Below are 17,183 nucleotides of genomic sequence, written 5' to 3' on the forward strand. Positions count from 1 at the left end.
TTGCTCACAGGGCAATGTGCTCAGTGCAACAGGGCAATATGCCCGTTCCCCGGCCGCTTGCTGAAATCGTAGATCGATCTGAATGGCTCGAGATCGTATCCTTTTGGGGTATTGGAAGTTCTCAGATCTGCAGAGTCTACGAACGCGCTATCGCGATTTAGCATCAGTTCAGAATCGTTCCTGGCGCATGCGCGTTTTACGTTACCTGGCCCGCATCACGTGCATAGAATGATTGCATGCGGATCAACCATGTGACGGTGTTCTTCTGCCTAATCTTCTGGAGCGGGCTCATGAGCGCGCAGGAAGTAGATTTATGCGAAGGGCGCGATTGGTTCGCTCCGATAGCAGCCAAGCAGTCACAACTCTGTAAAGGAGTGCTTGAAGCTGCTCTCGAGCGGAGACAGAACGCTGTTTCTGACTTAAACCAAGTCATCCGAAGTAATCCCAACAGCGCAGAAGCTTACCGCGCGCACGAAGTGCTCTTGCAGATGCATATCCGTGACGGACGTTTTCGCGATGCTCTCCGCGAAGCTGAGGCGATGCTGATCCTTCGACCACAGGCGGCAGATATCCTCAATTTACGGCCGCTACTCCTGGCCCTCGGCGGTTACCCGCCTCTGAGTACGCATCTGAGGCGTTCGATCTTGCCTTATGTCCCAACGGCAGATGTGAACCCACACTTTCCGGTTCGCATAAACGGGAAACATGGCCTTTTCTACGCTGATACAGGAGCGAACATTCCTGTGATGAGTGATGAGGAGGCGCACGCTCTGGGGCTCGTGATCCGGTCAGTCGATTCCAAAATTGGCGATATCTCCGGGCGTTCAGTGTCTATGAGAGTGGCGGAAGTGGACACATTGCAAATCGGAAGAAGTGTCCTTCGGCATGTACCTTTTGTGATTCTTCCAGCCAGCCAGCCACCTTTCAATGAGGTGCCTGTAGATCAACAGGCAATTCTTGGAATTCAGATTCTGCTCGCAGTCAAATCTATCCATGTCGCTGCGGACGGCAGTATGGAGATCGCCGGCACAGACAAGTCCGAAGGCGTCGCTACGCCGATCGCGTTTCACCAGTCGCAACCGGTAGTCCAGATGAGCTACGAAGGCAGATCGATGCCCTACACGATGGACACCGGAGCGGTGCACACTACTCTCAATCCCCTGTTTTCAGAGACCTTTCCCGCAGTAGTTCAGAAGGGTGAATCAAAAAATCATCAACTGACAGGGCAAGGAGGCACATCAAGCCAGCCTTCGATTCGCGTCGCCAGCTTGCGCTTTAGCCTTGCTGATAGGGAGGTCACTCTTTCGTCCGCCGTAATCTTGACGAAGCAAACGACTTCAGAAAGTGCCTGGGCTGCAGGAAATCTAGGCTACGACCTGATAAGGCAAACTGCACCCTTCACCATCAATTTCGAGAAGATGACCTTTGTCTCAGGCACGTCTTCGGCTTCGCATAGTCACCTTCAGTGAGCGAACAAATATCAGTTTGTTCGGTAACGGTCACTCGGCCAGTGTTCACCAATCGGCTCTCTAAGGTGGTTTCAGTTGTCGCCAGCAGGGCAATTCTCGGCGCACCGCATTGGCGATTATGCGCTCGTCGAGAATTGCGGAGGAGAGTTGACATACGAAGGCATCTTCACGCTATCGGTTATGAATGCGCCAGCACTGCCTGTGCTTCATCGCTCGGGACTGGTGCTGGCTTCACTCCAAACCAGATCGAATAGAGCGCAGGCAGGAAAAGAAGAGTCAGCACTGTACCGACGGCGGTGCCCCCAATCAGCGTGTACGCCATCGATCCCCAGAAGACCGAGAAGGTCAGGGGAATAAAGGCCAACACAGCTGCAAGGGCCGTAAGGATTACTGGGCGCGAACGCTGTACAGTCGCTTCCACGACAGCGTGATAGCTATCGAGTCCTTCCTCCTGATTTGTTTTGATCTGACCGATCAGGATCAGCGTATTGCGCATCAGGATGCCGGCTAGCGCGATCAAGCCCAGGATCGCATTGAACCCGAACGGCTGGTGAAAGAGAAGCAATGTCGGCACCACGCCGGCGAGGCCGAGAGGCGCTGTAAGAGCCACCATGAACATCCCGGAGAACGATCGAACCTGGAGGATGATTACCGTGAGCATCAGCACGATCATCACGGGAAATACCAGTACCAAAGCTCTGTTCGCCTTACCGGCTTCTTCTATGTTGGCGCCGGTTTCGATCTTGTAGCCCCGGGGCAGAGTTGCGATGATTGGCTGAATTGTCTTTTCGATCTCTACGGAGACCTGTGGAGGCTGAAGCGATTCATCGATGTCACTCTGTACCGTAATTGTCGGCAGACGATCACGGCGTTTAAGAATCGGCTCTTCAGGACGAATCTCGATGTGGCCGACCTGACTGAGTGGAACAGCCTTCCCCCAGCGATTTGTCAAAGTCATATCGTTTAGCTTTCTCGGATCGAACCGGTCGGTTCCGGCGCTTCGTGCGACCACCTCCACCGTTCGAATATCTTCACGGACTTGCGTTACCGGCGCACCGGTCAGAAGAAACTGGATCTGCTCGGCGGCGTCGTGGGACGATAGGCCGATCAGTTGCAGGCGAGCCTGGTCGAGCACGAAATGCACCGTTGGCGACCGCTCGCCCCAATCCAGATTCACTTGCCGCGTATGGGGATTTGCCAGCATCGCAGCCTGTACCTGCGCAGCAATCGCGCGGTCCTTTTCCAGATCAGGCCCCATGACGCGAAACGCGACCGGCCAGGGTGAATATGGCCCAAATACAAGCTGTGAGGCGCGCACACGGGCTTCGGGCGCAAGACCCTGCTGAACCCGTTCACGCAGCCTGAGCTTGAGATGATCTCGATCTTTCTCGTTGGCCGTCAGAACAACGATCTTGGCGAAATTAGGGTTCGGAAGCTCTGGATTGTAGGAAAAGAAGAAGCGCGGAGCGCCTGCCCCAATGTAAGCCGTAACAATCTTTGCCTCTGGCTGCTGTCGCAGCCACTCCTCCACTTTCTTCGAACTTACATTGGTAGTTTCTATGCTGGTGCCTTGCGGCAAGGTTACCTCGACCAGGAGTTCAGGCCGGTCGGATTGAGGAAAGAACTGCTGCTTGACAAACCCCATCCCGGCAACAGAGATCAGGAAGATACCGAGAACAACGCACGCGACAACTACCTTCCGCCGTACCGCCCAGGCGATCAGGCGGCGGAGTTTCTCATAGCCGGGTGTTGCATAGATAGCTGCATGACCGCCATGCAGGGCTTTGATCTCAGGCAGCAACTGCACGCCGAGATAAGGAGTAAAGGTTACAGCGACAACCCACGAAGCGAGCAGTGCAAAACCTACAACCCAGAAGATGTTTCCTGCATACTCGCCGGCAGACGATCGAGCGAACCCGACCGGCATGAGACCGATGACAGTGACCAGCGTGCCTGCAAGCATGGGAGCAGCGGTATGACTCCAGGCATACCCGGCCGCTCGCACACGGTCCCATCCTTCTTCCATTTTGACCACCATAATCTCGATGGAGATGATCGCGTCATCCACCAGAAGTCCAAGGCCCAGGATGAGTGCACCAAGTGTGATGCGATCGAAGACTCTTCCGGTGGCAAGCATGATGACGAAGACGCCTGCCAATGTCAGCGGAACGGCCGCTGCGACAACAATTCCTTCGCGCCAACCAAGGCTGATGAAGCTGACGAGCATGACAACGGCAAGAGCGACAAAGAACTTCAGCATGAACTCATCCACTGCCTCACGGATGTTGACCGCCTGGTCCGTCACTTTGCTGAACGTGATGCCCGCGGGCAGGTCGGCCGAAATCTTCTTCTGTTCAGCGACGAGAGCCTTGCCGAGGTCCAGGCCGTTCCAGCCTTCTTTCATCACGATGCTGAGCAGCAACGCCGGCTGGCCGTTGTGGCGAACAAGAAAGGATGCGGGGTCTTCATATCCATGCTTCACATCGGCAACGTCAGAGAGCTTCAGCGTGCGTCCGCCGGCTGCGATTGGGGTATCTCGAATCTTCTCGAGATCATCGAGCGCACCATCCAGACGGATGTAAACCTGTTGCGCTTTCGTATCGATCGATCCGGAGGGAGTGACCGCATTCTCGCGGACCAGTGCATCGAAGATATCTCGTGCGCTTACGCCCAGCGTAGCCAGCCGTGGATAGGAGAACTCGACAAAAATACGTTCCGGGCGTTCTCCAACGATGTCAATCTTCTTCACCCCAGGGACTTGGAGAATCTGCTGCCGAAGAGTTTCTGCTTCACGCGTAAGCTGGCGGGGAGGCAGGCCTGGAGCCTCAACCGAGTACAGCGCGAAGGTCACATCCGAGTATTCATCATTGATGAAGGGGCCGAATACGCCCTGAGGCAACTTGTGTGCTTCATCGCCGAGCTTTTTGCGTGCCTGGTAAAACTCTTCCGGAACGTCTTCCGGGCGTGTATTGTCCTTCAGGCTAACCATCATGAGCGCCAGCCCGGGACGGGTGAAGGTCTCCACCCGGTCATAGTTGCGCAATTCCTGCATGCGCTTCTCAAGCGGCTCGGCAACAAGATCCTGCATCTCCTGTGCTGTCGCCCCGGGCCACACTGCGGAAACGGTGAACACCTTGATCGTGAAGCTGGGATCCTCCGCGCGTCCGAGTTTCAGGAAGGCGAAGACGCCGGCGGCTGCAATCGCAATCAGCAGGAAGAGTGTGATCGCCTTTTCTCGGACGGCGAGTGCCGACAGGTTGAGAAACTGTTTTGCTTCATGTTCGGGAACCTGGGGTCCAGAGAGGTCGTGTTCCTGGAGCGGCTTCTCGTTTTTTTCTGGCGGATGATGCTGGCTCATCGAACGTCTCCCTTCGTCTCTACCCGTACGCGTTCCCCGTCGTGAAGGAGATGCACTCCAAGGGCGACAACCTCTTGCCCCGGGCGCAGGCTTCCGTTGATGGTCGCCAGTTCTTCATCCAGTTGGCGTACGTCGACAGGCTGGAATGACACTGTGGATGCAGTGTGGTTCACGACCCAGACCCCCGGCCCTTTTCCTCGATCGATGATGGATGATGCCGGTATCCGCAACATGGCGGCAGCTCCCTCACCGGACAGATGAACCGTAACAGTCGCTCCCAACGGAGCGTTCGCGGCAATACCTTCGAGAACGTAGCGTGCCTCAAAGGTGCGAGTCTGCGGGTCTGCGGCGTTGGAAAGCTGCCGCAGGCGGACTGGAACTTTGGCAGTGCTTCCGTAGAGCGTTGCATAGGCTGCCGATCCAAGCGCCGGCCTGAGTGTTTCCGGGAGATTCACAGCGGCCTCTCGCGGTCCAGAATGGGCGAGCTTCACAATGGTCTGCCCAGCGGTGACTACCTGTCCCGGCTCAGCCAACGTCTCGATAACGACGCCGTCGGCATCCGCAACCAGTTGCGAGTAGCCGTCCTCGTCCCGCGCAACCTGCTCCTGGGCTTTTGCGGCAGCGAGGTCGGCTTGCGCCGCATCCGAGGCAGCCTTGATCTGATCGTAGATGGAAGCGGAGACCGCGCCGCTCTTGACGAGTCCGCGATAGCGGGCTTCATCGGAGGCTGCTTGTACAGCTTTTGCCTTCGCCGCAGCGACGGTTTCTGCTCGCGCCGTAATGGCATGGACATAGTCTGTTCGATCAATCGTCATGAGCTGTTGCCCGGCACGGACAAACTGCCCCACATCGACCAGGCGCTTTGTGACCTTTCCGGGCACCCGGAAACCCAGATCGCTCTGGACGCGCGCTGAGACTACACCCGTAAATGCGCGGTCTGCTCCGGAAGACGAGCCCACTTCCACGATGCGAACCAGCTCGGGTTCTGTTCTCGGGTCTAACTCCCGCTTCTGACTGCAACCAGCCAGGCTGACCACGAGACCGGTAATAACGAGGGCGGCGTAACTGAAATTCAGCTTTTTCATATGGCGATCCTTCTTGAAGTTTTCGATTGCGATCATTGGATCCAGCCGCCCCCGAGAGCGCGATACGAGCCGACTGCCGCACGCGCCGCATTCTCTCGAGCCACTGCCAGGTCATCCTTGGCGACAAGCAGTTGGCGATCCGCGTCGAGCACGTCCGTAAGGCCGATGACACCCGCGGCGTAGGACTCTTCTGAGCGGTCGCGCACGCGCTGCAGCTCAGCAATCTCACGAACGATTTCATTGCGGCGATTCTCCGACTGGACAAGAAGACTGAAGGAGTCTTCCACGTCTTCAGCGGCGTGCAGAACGGAGCTTCGATACCGGAGCAGGGCTTCTGCATTGGCGCCTCGGGCTGACTGCACTTCTGAGGCAACACGGCCGAAATCGAAGAGTCTCCAACGGAGACCAACTACACTGGCGGGCTGAAATCCCTGTTGCTCGAAGAGATGTGCGGGCGCGACCGCTTGAGATCCGACGATGCCTGAAAGGGAGAGCTTCGGATAGTATTCGGCGAGTGCTTGTCCAATACGAGCGTTTGAAGCAGCAACCATTCGCTCGGCAGCGATGATGTCAGGTCTCCTGCGCAATAGATCCGTGGGCGAACCGAAGCCGGAGATTTCCGGTACGTCAGGAATCTCAGCGACTGGCGTCAACTCCGCCGCGTACGTTCCCGGCTGGGCGCCCATCAAGACATCCAGGCGGTTGAGCTGCGCCTCCAGAGAGACTGTGATCAGTGGAATGGTCGCCCTGGCTTGCGACAGTACCGCTTGTGCCTGGGCGAGTTCACGGTCAGAAGCGATGCCCGCGTCCCTGCGTTGCTGCACGAGCTCGACGAGATGGTCGTCGGTGGCGATTTGCTCTTTGGTAAAGTTGAGGCGAGCTTGCGCCCCACGAATCTGAAGGTACGCATCGGCGGCTTCCGCTGCCACGGTAATCCTGGTTCCCGTTTGGGATGCTTCGGCAGCCTGAGCTTCAGCGGTTGCAGCCTCAGCCCCTCTTTTTAGACCGCCAAACAGATCTGCTTCCCAACTCGCAGCGAATCCTAAGTCGTAATAGTTCTGATTGCGGTCGTAGCCGGGTAGGTGCGAGGCAAGACGGCCCGTCATGCTTTCTGTCGACTGGTGAATTGTGGTCGTCGAAGCATTGAGATTTCCTGACGGCATCCGCTGCGCTCCCGCTCCCCGGGCAGCGGCGCGCGCCTGTTGTACTCGCGTCATGGCGGCGGCAAGGTCAAGATTCTGGTCCAGCGCGCGCTTCACGATCCTTGTCAGTTCGGGATCACGGAAGCCTGTCCACCATTGATCAAGAGGCGGTGCCGGCAAAGACGTAGCACGGGTTTCGACAGAGGGAGCGTTATGAAACGGCTGCAGCTTGACCGTTGGGCGATCATACTTCGGCCCTACCGCGCATCCTGCAATTCCCGCGATGAGTGCGAAGGCAAAGCCGATTCGGAGAGCAAAGTTATGGGCGCCAGATAGGCCTTTATAGGACGACATTTTGCGCATCCTTACATGGACGAAATAACGTACACGTATAATATGATATACAGAGAAAGAAAGATTCAAAGTTTTAAGAGGAAGCATTGACTCTACGAAATCGAAGGGAACGCTATCGTTCAGAACTGCGCGCTGAGACGTTGACAGCGGCCCGCAAGCTGATCCAGGAAGAGGGCTACCAGGGGCTGACGATCCGCAAGCTCGCAACGCGCATGGAATGCTCGCCCATGGCGCTCTATTCTTATTTCGCCGACAAGCAGGCTCTACTGTCGGCTCTCGCGCTGGAAGGCTTTGAAAAAGTAGCGAAGCGGTTCGATTCCACTGTCCATCGAGATCCTCTTACTGCGGTCAGCAGAGTACTGCTGGATTACATCGCTTATGCCGAGGAGAATCCCCACGAGTACAGAATTCTGTTCCTATCGGTCGAAACTCTCGGAGAACTGAAGCTAAGCCGCGAGGATTTGCAGGAACGGAATCCTGCTTTCGGAGCGTTATTCAAGCGCGTGGAAACGTGCATCAAGGCAGGCGCGCTTAAAGGTGACCCGTTCGCTGTGAGCACAGTGCTATGGACAGCCGCTCATGGGGCGGCGTCCTTGCTGATCACGGCGCAGCAATTTCCGTTTGAAAACCGGCGGCTGTACGCGGAGGAGGTCGTCGCAACCATACTGAGCGGCGTGCAGAACCGGGTGATTGCGCGGATATAACCTCTCCTCTCCTTCTCCACGTTTCCGGCCCTCCATAGCCAGTACCTGGATTTTTCATACGCTTTCTTTGAATCTCGATTATATGTATATACATCTATCTGTCAATGAAAAGGTCGTCCATATCAACTCTTCCCTGCATGTGCGCCAACTTTCGCCGCGCTGCCCGGGCGCTCTCCCAGCGCTATGACGAAGCGTTGCGTCCGCTGGGGCTCACGATCACGCAGTTCACCATCCTTCAAGCGCTTTCGCTGCGTGGAGAGGTCACCCAGGGAGAGCTCGGAGAGATTCTCGCAATGGACAGCACCACCCTGAGTCGAACTCTGGAAATTATGAACAGGCACGGATGGATTGCCAAACATTACGGATCAGATCGACGAGAGCGGCGGCTGCGTCTGACTCGGGCTGGGGAATCCGAATTCAATCGCGCAGTTCCGTATTGGCGAGATATACAAGAGAAGCTGCGTTCGCAGCTTGGCAAACAACATTGGGACGATTTGACCAAGCTGATCAACGAAACGACTTCGATCATCACAGAGCAAGAGAATTTGGATGCGGAGTAGGTGATTCACCTCAGGGGAAGAAATGGATCTCTACGGTCCCAAACAGTTGGCTGAGAGCATTCGCACCGTTCGGCGGGATACGGTCCTTATCGCTGAAGACATCCATGAAGATGATTACCTGTTCCGCCCGGGCGCGGGGAGCCGATCCGTCGCGGAGACCTTGATTCACATTGCCTTCTTCTCTAACTTTGATTACTTCTTCCACGAAGAAGAGCACGTGACGACACTGGAGGCCTTCGATTTTGGCAGGTTCCTCAGAGATAGCGAGTATCAGGAGAAGAGGCACCACCACACGAAATCCAGGCTCATTGAGCTCCTGAAAGATTCAGGAGAAAGTTGGGCAGAGTGGGTGGAATTCCTGCCTGTACCATTTCTGGCCGAAAGAGTTACCCAGGGCGACGGAACGTGGAAGACCCGCTTTGAGATGATCCTGGACACCAAAGAGCATGAGATGCACCATCTTGGTCAGCTCACGGTCGTCGAGCGGATGCTCGGCATTATCCCCACCTCACACGAGCCAAGCGCGACGCGGCGGTTTCTCTGAAGGGAAAGTCGTATAGCAATTGACGAAAGGAACTTTATGAAGCTCACCCATCGCACCATCCTAATTACCGGAGGCTCGGCAGGCATCGGTCTTACTTTTGCCCTCAAGTTTCTTGAACTCGGCAACGAAGTCATCGTGACTGGTCGTCGCCAGTCGGTGCTCGACGAGCTAAAAAAGAACTATCCGAAGCTCCACACCATCCAGAGCGACGTTGCAGATGCGGCTCAGGTCGCGGCCCTCGCGCGGCGCGTAAAGACTGATTATCCGAAGCTCGACGTCCTGATGAACAACGCGGGCATCATGCTTCACAGAAATCTACAGGTTCCAACGGCTGACCTCGACGGATTGACGACCGAAATAGATGTCAATCTGAGTGGTCTCATCCGCATGAATTCCGCGTTCATTGACATTCTCACCGCCAACAAGGGAACTCTCATCAACGTTTCCTCTGGACTCGCTTTCGTACCCTTATCCTCTGCGCCTATCTACTGTGCAACCAAGGCTGCAGTTCACTCCTATACCCAATCTCTACGATTTCAGTTGGAGGAATCAGGTGTTGAGGTGATCGAACTCATGCCGCCGGCCGTGAAGACGGCGCTCTCAGCCGATCTCCCCGAAGGGGGCGTCGTCTCGTTGATAACCACAGACGAGTTGATAAAGCAGACCTTTGCAGCCTTCAAGAACGGCAAGCTGGAGATTCGGCCAGGACAGGCCAATCTACTGGCACTGATGCGGCGCCTGGCGCCTTCCATGGGCTGAAAACTTCCAGGATTCGCTTCTGTGCATTCTCGTACTCGACGGGCGAGCCCTGCGAGCGTTCATTCCACGTGATCATATATTGCATGCAATCAACCTCTCTTTCACCGGGGTCCAAGGTGCGGGCCTCTTGGTGGGCAAGGGTACGCTTGGGAGATACGCTCGTCGAGTGATATTACGGAGAATTCAAGGGATCGTATTGGTTTACAGGCTTTTGATGGATAGAGCATTTTTCCTGTTGCCGGATATCCCTGGAGAAGCGTGCGGCGACGTTTTCATTGCGGAAAACGCCCATAGATACACAAGCCCTGCACTACACCTACAGGAAAAATGCTCAAGCGCGTGGATTACCACATACGGACATTACTCCCAAAAGGCGAAGGTTTCGTCCCAACCGCTTTTAAAGCATCCGGCGCCCTCGCTGTTGATAGGGGAAAAGGCAAAAACGGTCAAATTCACGAGAGCCCTCCAGCATGCCGTGATAGAGTGGGAGACCTCCCCGAAGTAAGCTTTGGAGGATAGTCACCTGATGAGCGGTTCTGTCCCCGGCACCGTAGAGGCTCCCGAGCCCGGCAGTGCCAAGCCAGCAGAGCGAATCACTCCTGAAATATTTGGAATCGAGTCCGCAGCGGTTGCAGGATTTGTCTTCCTCGCGTTCGCGGTCATGAGGATGGTTCGCCCGACGCCAGCCTTCCCTCTGGACGACGCTTTCATAACTCTGCATTCGGCCCAGGTGCTGCACTCTGGCTCCGATCCGAACTTTCCCGGCGTGCACCCTCTCTACGGAATTACATGTGCGCCGTTTTTAGGGCTCGTCTATCTGCTTCTGTTTTTCCTGAAACCATTAGCGGCGCTCGAGATCGCCTGCTGGCTCGGCCTGCTCGCATACACGTTCGGATTGCACTTCATGGCACGAGTGCTGGACCTCCCGAGAACAACGAGAATCGCTGTTATAGCCCTCGGGCTTCTTTGTTCCTTTGTTCCATATCAACTACTGAACGGCCTTGAGACCTCCTGGGCGCTCGCTTCGGTCATATGGTTGCTTGCACTCGCATCGGGAAGCGGGGAGCAATGGTCATGGGCTGCCATCGCAGCCGGGCTTGCTGGCAGTTTTCGGCCTGACCTGATCCCCCTGGCCTTCTTCGTCATGCTTCTGTTGGTCATTAAGTGCTGGCGGCAGGAGCAATATCAGCGAGCCATTCTTCTTTGCGTTATCACTTCGATACCACTCGCCCTGACTGCTCTCTGGTACTACCGCTCAATCGGAACTCTATTTCCGCAGACTGGCGTTGCAAAGCACTATTTCTTCGCCAATCCCGATTACCTGTCTATAAGAGCCCTATCAGTCGAGGCGCTGGCTCTCATCAGCTTCGCTCTCACAGTCGGTCCTATCTGCATTGCGATTCCATATCTTTTTCGGTCATGGCTCGGAAAAGCCTGCCTGCTGTTCACAGGAATGTTTTTTGTGGCTCTTTTTTTAGACTGGCCCGGCGCAATCGTCACCAACCGATTCCGCTATCCCGTCATTGTTGTGCCGGTTCTGATCTGGGCAATCGCATCTGAGAGAAAGGCTCGTCCCGCTCTCCTTATTTCTCTGCTTTATTCAGCGCTCTTCGCTATCTTTGCCGTTCACCTATACGCGGATGACTGCCAATCTATGCAGAGCGCCGAAGAAGATATAGCCGCATGGTGCGAACACAACGTCCCTGCGAACTCCACCCTTCTCATCCATGACGCCGGATATATTGCATATCGCACTCACTTCCGGATCGTCGATATGGTCGGCCTCAAGACACCTGCCGCAATCCCGCTCAACCGAAAATTCACCTTCCCGAGCGCAGGCAGGCTCCGAAATATCACCGTCTCTCAACTGGCTGAGGAGACCGGCAGTCGCTATCTCATCATTCACGAGCCTTTCTTCCCGACTCTTATACCCGACCTGCAACGTATCGGATGGCATCTAGAACTCATGCATCAGAACCAGTACTACAGTGTTTTTCTCCTGACGCAACCAACTCTGCGGCATAGCCCAAACGCCAGCAATGAATTGAACCCGTAAAGGCTGATCGTAGATCCATTCATCCAATTCCCGGCAATTGCGATGTCGATTCGCGTGATGGCTGCGGTAGAGCATTTCCCCTAAAGGTATAGAGCGGAGCATTGACTGTTTGCGCCGTTTTCCGGCGAAGAAAACGGCATTCGCAGATTTATCCAACACCACAGTATTAGGAAAATTGCTCTAGCCCTATAAAAGAAGCACGCCGCACACGCTTCCTCATCGCATCGCTCTCTCGCCACAGAAGCTCCCAACAACCGGAAACCGATTTACGCTTGACGTGCCACAGACAGCCACGTCGATAACATTGCCGCATCATGGTGCCCCTCCCATTGGGAGTTTCACGCTATAGCTGAAATGTTCCAGAGAGTTCTTGCTCTCCAGAGAAAATGCTGAGACTATGGTGGCCTGTTTTTTTTACTCGAGCAGAGTGATAGGCATAACCATGCCAAATCCATTTATTGTTTACCCGTCGGTCCCTCTCGCATTGGTGCTCATCCTGAGCACGATTGCGCGATGGATTCTCGCCCATCCCGAAATCAAGTGGTGGTTAACTAATGAGCACAGCCTCTGTCGTACCTAAAGCCACAAAGAATCCCGAGGTTAACCTTGCGTTGACGGCAGGCATTACCTTCATATGGTGCCTTGTCTTCTTCATCTGCATCTCGACGATCAATAATCGGCCCTCAACCTTCGGCACGTTATGGGCTAGCGGAAACGCGGCAAATCATGGCCTCAATCCATATGCTGCCTATCCTCAGACGGGGCTGACAACTTTTGGCGACCCGGATTTGAATTACAACCCGCCGTTCATGCTGCCCATCATTCAGCTATTCGCACTATTGCCGATCGCCGCATTCGCAAGGGCTTGGACGATTACATCCGGCCTGCTCATGACACTCGCAGGCTGTCTGTTATTTAGGCGAACGATGCAGCCGGGTCAGATCTTTTGGCTTTTTATATCGGTGCCAGTCATTGCGACTTTCATCGAGGGCCAGGTTTACTGCTGGCCATATCTCTTCTGTGCTCTGGCGCTATTTTTCTTCTCCCGCAATCAAACTGCCGCCTCTATTTGCATTGGCCTGGTTGTTGCCATGCGCCCAAACATGGGACTCTGGGCGGTCCTTCTCTTCCTCGCTGGATACCGAAAGCTCGTACTGCGCTCGGCGGCTACCGTTGCAGTCGTCTACCTGGTCCCGCTCGCCATCTACGGCACAAAAATCTACCGTCAATGGATCTCCGCATTCTCTAACGACAAGCACTGGATGGAGTTGAGCAATGTCGGCGTCATGCCCATCTTTGCCCGCCTCGGCCATCGCTCAATCGGCGCTTTCCTAACCGTCGTGATCGCTGCCTTCGTTATCTGGTGGGCCTATCGCAAGAAACCCGATTTCACTTCGGTTGGTACAGTCGGCCTATGCGCCGCAATTCTCTGCTCGCCGATTGCGTGGTTCAACTACGTTATGTTCGCTGCTCCGTTCCTTACTGCTCGACGCTGGGGTAAGGTCGAGACGATCGCTGCGGTGCTGCTCGTGCTGCCATATGCCTTGCTTCACGATTACAGCTTCCCACTTTACTTTGCGGCAACCACCGTTTTTTTGATTATTGGCTGTTCACGAAACGAGGCTGCGGACCAAGCGATAAAGGTAAACGTCGATGCTCGACATATATGATCAGCATCGAAAGATATAAACCAGAGCGGAAAAGCCTGTACGGCTCGCGAATAGTGTCCCAAGATTTAGACCTGATGATCGTGTGAGGAGGTCTATATGCAAACTAGCAGAGGCTTATTGGGCGTCGTGTCCTGGGCGGCCGTCATATTAGTTCTTTTCTCACTTTTGCCAACAGAGGCCGCTGCAGGAGAGATTAAGCTTCTTTCCTCTGATACGGGTTGGGCAGCCTCCGGAAACACTCTCTACTGGACCAGAGATGGCGGAGATCAATGGACCGACATTACGCCTGTTCCATCTGGAATCCCTCGAGCCGCAGTTACCTTACAACTGCAATTCTTTCGTGATACTGCCGAAGGTTGGAGTGTCATATCGTATCGAGAAAACATTGGAGTAGGACCGTTGGAAGCCGCGCGGAATCCTAGAGCGGTCTACTCTGTCGCGCATACTTTAAATAGCGGTAACAGCTGGTCGTTCATGCCCCTCTCTTACGCCGCGCTCCCAGAAACGCTGCAAGACGCGTTTGCCGGCCCGGCAGCTATATATTTCTTAGACTCGCTGCATGGCTGGATGAATGTTGCGTTCGCAGGCAACCTAAGACCGGGTAAGTTGCTCGCAACCCGAGATGGTGGAAGGACGTGGGAATGGGTTAACAGCCCAGGAGTTTCTGGCGCAACCTTTTTTCACTCGTTGCAAGATGGGTGGGTTGTTAGCAATGCGGGTGGGGATCAACTTTATGTTACGCACGATGGCTGCAGGACCTGGCAAGAGGTCAGTCTTTCTCCGCCCGCTCAGGTCGGAGCGGCGATCTATCCCACATTCCAAACTCCCCCAGTCTTCAACGACCAAGGGAGGGGTTTCCTCGTGGTGCATTACTCCGGACAACCTGAAGTCCCTACGAAACTAGTCGTTTATTCCACCATCGACAACGGCAAAACCTGGCAACCGGTCAAGGTATTGGTAGAAGCTGGAGAGCACACACGGGCGGCGACCTTCCCGTTCTCCATCGTAGACTCCGCGATGATTGTCTCAACGGGGTTAAGTGCCAGCAATATTACTGTCGCATCAGTCCCGCTTCTCGATGGTCGTTCCTCGGTTGTGCACCCATCAGATCGAGGAGTGTTCGCACTTACGTTCGCAAGTCCCAACGACGGCTGGGTGCAGGCAGAAGGGCGGTTGCTTATCACACATGATGGAGGGGTAACTTTGAACGATGTCCGGCCGCGCCGGGGGATCACTGTCGAGCATCGTCCTCGACCTCGGACACCTGCCACGTACTAGATTCCGCACAGCAGGACTCCAGAACGCAATGCAATTCGAGCAATTCGCACCGTTAAGACATCTCCTCAGTGGATCTCCTGCGCATTCTCTGTACTGAACATGACCTGGTTATCGCCCGCGGCAAGGTTCGCGGCGATGTCCCACACAAGCGAACCACCCGGGTTGGGGACGATTGCGAAGAAAAAGTAAGTGCCGGTCTCAGTGTGTGCTGAGAGTGTGGCTTTACCTGACGCATCCAGCTTTGTGGCGGTAACGTAATAGCGGCTCATGCCCTGAACAGCCGACGTGCATCCTTGCGGCGAATGGCACAACGTTTGAAGTGACTTCATTGCCTCGCCGGGACTGGCATTCGCGGGAACTGAAACCCCGAGCTCGCGGAGTACGCTGCCGATGGGCTTGCGCATCACGAATACCGTTTGGCCCGCAAGCGGGTTGGTTCCGGAGAAGGAGGAACCGAGCAGGACACGAAACGCAACGCGCTGGTCGGCGGCCCGGTCGGCGGCTCCCACGGAAGCAGCGCCTGGGGAGGCCTGCGCCACCGGCGTCACTGCTGAGGCAGCCACCGATGAACTATCCGGCGGCACGGCCGGAATTGGAGCGCTTGAGGCGCGCATCGTGTTCCGTTTGCTTTTGGCAGAGAACGTACCGACATTGCAGTTCTCAGAGTGTGGGGTGAAGTTCACAATGTCGCCGCGGATGGAAGCGACAAGTTTGCCATTCACGCTCGTTGCACCGGAACCTCGAAGCGTATTGTCAGGCGCGACGCTAAGAGGGAAAGCTCCGCCACCGTTCTGTACACGGACGACAAATCCGGTTGGCTCATTCTCTACGACGTAAGGTGATTTTGCATGAGCTCTACCGCAGTCGAGGATGACGGCATCGTTCTCGAACTCGAGCGTCAATCCGGAATTGCCGAGGTAACGGCCCGCCATACGGAAGCCGGTCACAGCCGGCGCGCTCGTGGTCATTGCGTCGACAAAGCCGATGCCTGTCTTTGGCACAGCGACCGGCTTCGGAGCCGTGAAGGCCATGGAGCCAAGAGTGCACCGTTCGATCTTCGGAGCGTAGTTTGGAACGGAAGAGCTGGAGCTGCATGGACCGTTACAGTAATATCCCTGCGGACCGGCCGGTGCGCCATCCACCATTACCGTTTTCGTGGTCGTCGTGTAGCCGGTGATGATGCGCCCTTTGACAAGGACAGATCCGGGACCGGAGATAGAGCCGTCGGGTTGCAGAGTGATCACGATGGGATTGGGTTCGTTGGCGAGTACGAGCTGCACTGAGCCGCTCGACTTGCGGAGAGTGTATTCGTGTCCATCAAACGTAGTCGCGACGAGCGAGCCGCAATCTCGTACGATCGCAACCGGAGCGCCGCTCAGATCTGTACCGAAGGTGACGCTGGCAAGCCCTGCTCTGCCCTGATAGGCGCCGACGAAGACGACCCCGGCCGCCGGTGGAGGCTCGTTCGCGTTGGGCTTCTCTGCGAACGGAACCAGAATGCTTGCCATACCCTGAATTGCGCCGACACCCTGGCACGCGTCCAGGCTCGAGCCAAGTTCCAGACAGCGCCGCAGTTCCGGATCGTTCACCCCGTTCGCCTCTGCTCGTGCAAACATTCCCATAGGGTCCAATACGGGATCACCGGCAATGGATGAGCGGCCACCGCCCTGGTCCTGTTTCATCTGCTGCTGGAGACGTTCCTCGTGCTGCTTGTAGCTCTGCGCGAGAGAGACTTCAGCTCCTTTATAGGTGTCAGCGGCCTGCTGACCTTGAAGCTGCTTGATCCAGTCCAAGGCGTTCATGACTTCGTATCTGTTTTTCAGCTGCTGGAAGGTCTTGACCTCATCAGGTGTATGGGTCTTGGTGAAATCCTGCGAGAGCTGATAGGCGGCCTGGGCATAGTCGCCCATAAGTTTCTGCTCGCTGGGTGTGAAGGGACCACCGTAGTGTCGTGCGTATACGATGCGCGTGATATAGGTCTGCAGGTAGGTGAAGACGGCGGCCTGGCGCGCAACGGTATCGATGGGGTCCGCGCCTTTGAGTTGTGCTTTGACCTTCTCGACGGAAGGCAAAGCGGCAGTGTAGTCGCCGGACGATTGTGTAGCCTGGGCAAGGGCCGGCGCCTGCAGAGTGGCAAACACCTCGGCCATGCAAAACAGAAGAGATGCAGCGATCCGTGTCGCTCTCATTTTGTCCTCCGGAAA

11 protein-coding genes are annotated in these 17,183 nt (G+C 55.7%); 7 read left to right on the top strand and 4 right to left on the bottom strand.

Features of this window, described 5'->3' with window-relative positions; genetic code table 11:
* Positions 1 to 236 precede the first annotated feature (236 nt).
* Positions 237 to 1,469: an aspartyl protease family protein gene (locus FTW19_RS00195; RefSeq protein WP_147645701.1), complete on the top strand. Its 1,233-nt coding sequence runs from the start codon at positions 237 to 239 to the stop codon at positions 1,467 to 1,469.
* Positions 1,470 to 1,647: 178 nt separating this feature from the next.
* On the opposite strand, the gene FTW19_RS00200 is transcribed toward FTW19_RS00195, so the two are convergent.
* The 3 genes from FTW19_RS00200 to FTW19_RS00210 are packed head-to-tail and all read right to left on the bottom strand — an operon-like array spanning position 1,648 to position 7,408.
* On the bottom strand, positions 1,648 to 4,827 hold the full coding sequence (locus tag FTW19_RS00200) for an efflux RND transporter permease subunit (protein WP_222705511.1): 3,180 nt from the start codon (positions 4,825 to 4,827) through the stop codon (positions 1,648 to 1,650).
* Entirely contained in the window at positions 4,824 to 5,912 is a 1,089-nt protein-coding gene (locus FTW19_RS00205) for an efflux RND transporter periplasmic adaptor subunit (protein ID WP_147645702.1), read from the bottom strand. Before FTW19_RS00205 ends, FTW19_RS00200 begins: the two co-directional genes overlap by 4 nt.
* Positions 5,913 to 5,944: 32 nt before the next feature.
* Positions 5,945 to 7,408 (bottom strand): efflux transporter outer membrane subunit, encoded by a 1,464-nt coding sequence (locus tag FTW19_RS00210; RefSeq protein WP_147645703.1) that lies wholly within the window; start codon positions 7,406 to 7,408, stop codon positions 5,945 to 5,947.
* 86 nt (positions 7,409 to 7,494) lie between these two features.
* Here FTW19_RS00210 and FTW19_RS00215 point away from each other — a divergent pair, with 86 nt between their 5' ends.
* The 6 genes from FTW19_RS00215 to FTW19_RS00245 all read left to right on the top strand — a co-directional run bounded on the left by FTW19_RS00215 (position 7,495) and on the right by FTW19_RS00245 (position 13,701).
* Positions 7,495 to 8,112, top strand: a complete 618-nt coding sequence (locus tag FTW19_RS00215; protein WP_147645704.1) for a TetR/AcrR family transcriptional regulator — start codon at positions 7,495 to 7,497, stop codon at positions 8,110 to 8,112.
* A 137-nt stretch (positions 8,113 to 8,249) separates the two neighbouring features.
* On the top strand, positions 8,250 to 8,672 hold the full coding sequence (locus FTW19_RS00220; protein ID WP_147645705.1) for a MarR family winged helix-turn-helix transcriptional regulator: 423 nt from the start codon (positions 8,250 to 8,252) through the stop codon (positions 8,670 to 8,672).
* Positions 8,673 to 8,694: 22 nt separating this feature from the next.
* Positions 8,695 to 9,216 (top strand): DinB family protein, encoded by a 522-nt coding sequence (locus tag FTW19_RS00225; RefSeq protein ID WP_147645706.1) that lies wholly within the window; start codon positions 8,695 to 8,697, stop codon positions 9,214 to 9,216.
* 36 nt (positions 9,217 to 9,252) lie between these two features.
* On the top strand, positions 9,253 to 9,975 hold the full coding sequence (locus FTW19_RS00230; RefSeq protein WP_147645707.1) for an SDR family oxidoreductase: 723 nt from the start codon (positions 9,253 to 9,255) through the stop codon (positions 9,973 to 9,975).
* Between the two features lie 526 nt (positions 9,976 to 10,501).
* On the top strand, positions 10,502 to 12,031 hold the full coding sequence (locus tag FTW19_RS00240) for a hypothetical protein (RefSeq protein WP_147645708.1): 1,530 nt from the start codon (positions 10,502 to 10,504) through the stop codon (positions 12,029 to 12,031).
* A gap of 554 nt (positions 12,032 to 12,585) precedes the next feature.
* The gene (locus tag FTW19_RS00245; RefSeq protein ID WP_147645709.1) at positions 12,586 to 13,701 is read left to right on the top strand and encodes a glycosyltransferase family 87 protein; all 1,116 of its coding nucleotides are present in this window, start codon (positions 12,586 to 12,588) and stop codon (positions 13,699 to 13,701) included.
* Between the two features lie 1,343 nt (positions 13,702 to 15,044).
* Here FTW19_RS00245 and FTW19_RS00250 read toward each other — a convergent pair.
* Positions 15,045 to 17,168, bottom strand: a complete 2,124-nt coding sequence (locus FTW19_RS00250; protein ID WP_147645710.1) for a hypothetical protein — start codon at positions 17,166 to 17,168, stop codon at positions 15,045 to 15,047.
* Positions 17,169 to 17,183 lie beyond the last annotated feature (15 nt).

The organism is Terriglobus albidus (assembly GCF_008000815.1).
Taxonomy (GTDB): domain Bacteria; phylum Acidobacteriota; class Terriglobia; order Terriglobales; family Acidobacteriaceae; genus Terriglobus; species Terriglobus albidus_A.

Excerpts from the sequence above, each read along its gene's own strand:
- FTW19_RS00195 (WP_147645701.1), top strand. The coding sequence starts at position 237 with ATGCGGATCAACCATGTGACGGTGTTCTTCTGCCTAATCTTCTGGAGC.
- FTW19_RS00200 (WP_222705511.1), bottom strand. The coding sequence starts at position 4,827 with ATGAGCCAGCATCATCCGCCAGAAAAAAACGAGAAGCCGCTCCAGGAA.
- FTW19_RS00205 (WP_147645702.1), bottom strand. The coding sequence starts at position 5,912 with ATGAAAAAGCTGAATTTCAGTTACGCCGCCCTCGTTATTACCGGTCTC.
- FTW19_RS00210 (WP_147645703.1), bottom strand. The coding sequence starts at position 7,408 with ATGTCGTCCTATAAAGGCCTATCTGGCGCCCATAACTTTGCTCTCCGA.
- FTW19_RS00220 (WP_147645705.1), top strand. The coding sequence starts at position 8,250 with ATGTGCGCCAACTTTCGCCGCGCTGCCCGGGCGCTCTCCCAGCGCTAT.
- FTW19_RS00225 (WP_147645706.1), top strand. The coding sequence starts at position 8,695 with ATGGATCTCTACGGTCCCAAACAGTTGGCTGAGAGCATTCGCACCGTT.
- FTW19_RS00230 (WP_147645707.1), top strand. The coding sequence starts at position 9,253 with ATGAAGCTCACCCATCGCACCATCCTAATTACCGGAGGCTCGGCAGGC.
- FTW19_RS00240 (WP_147645708.1), top strand. The coding sequence starts at position 10,502 with ATGAGCGGTTCTGTCCCCGGCACCGTAGAGGCTCCCGAGCCCGGCAGT.
- FTW19_RS00245 (WP_147645709.1), top strand. The coding sequence starts at position 12,586 with ATGAGCACAGCCTCTGTCGTACCTAAAGCCACAAAGAATCCCGAGGTT.
- FTW19_RS00250 (WP_147645710.1), bottom strand. The coding sequence starts at position 17,168 with ATGAGAGCGACACGGATCGCTGCATCTCTTCTGTTTTGCATGGCCGAG.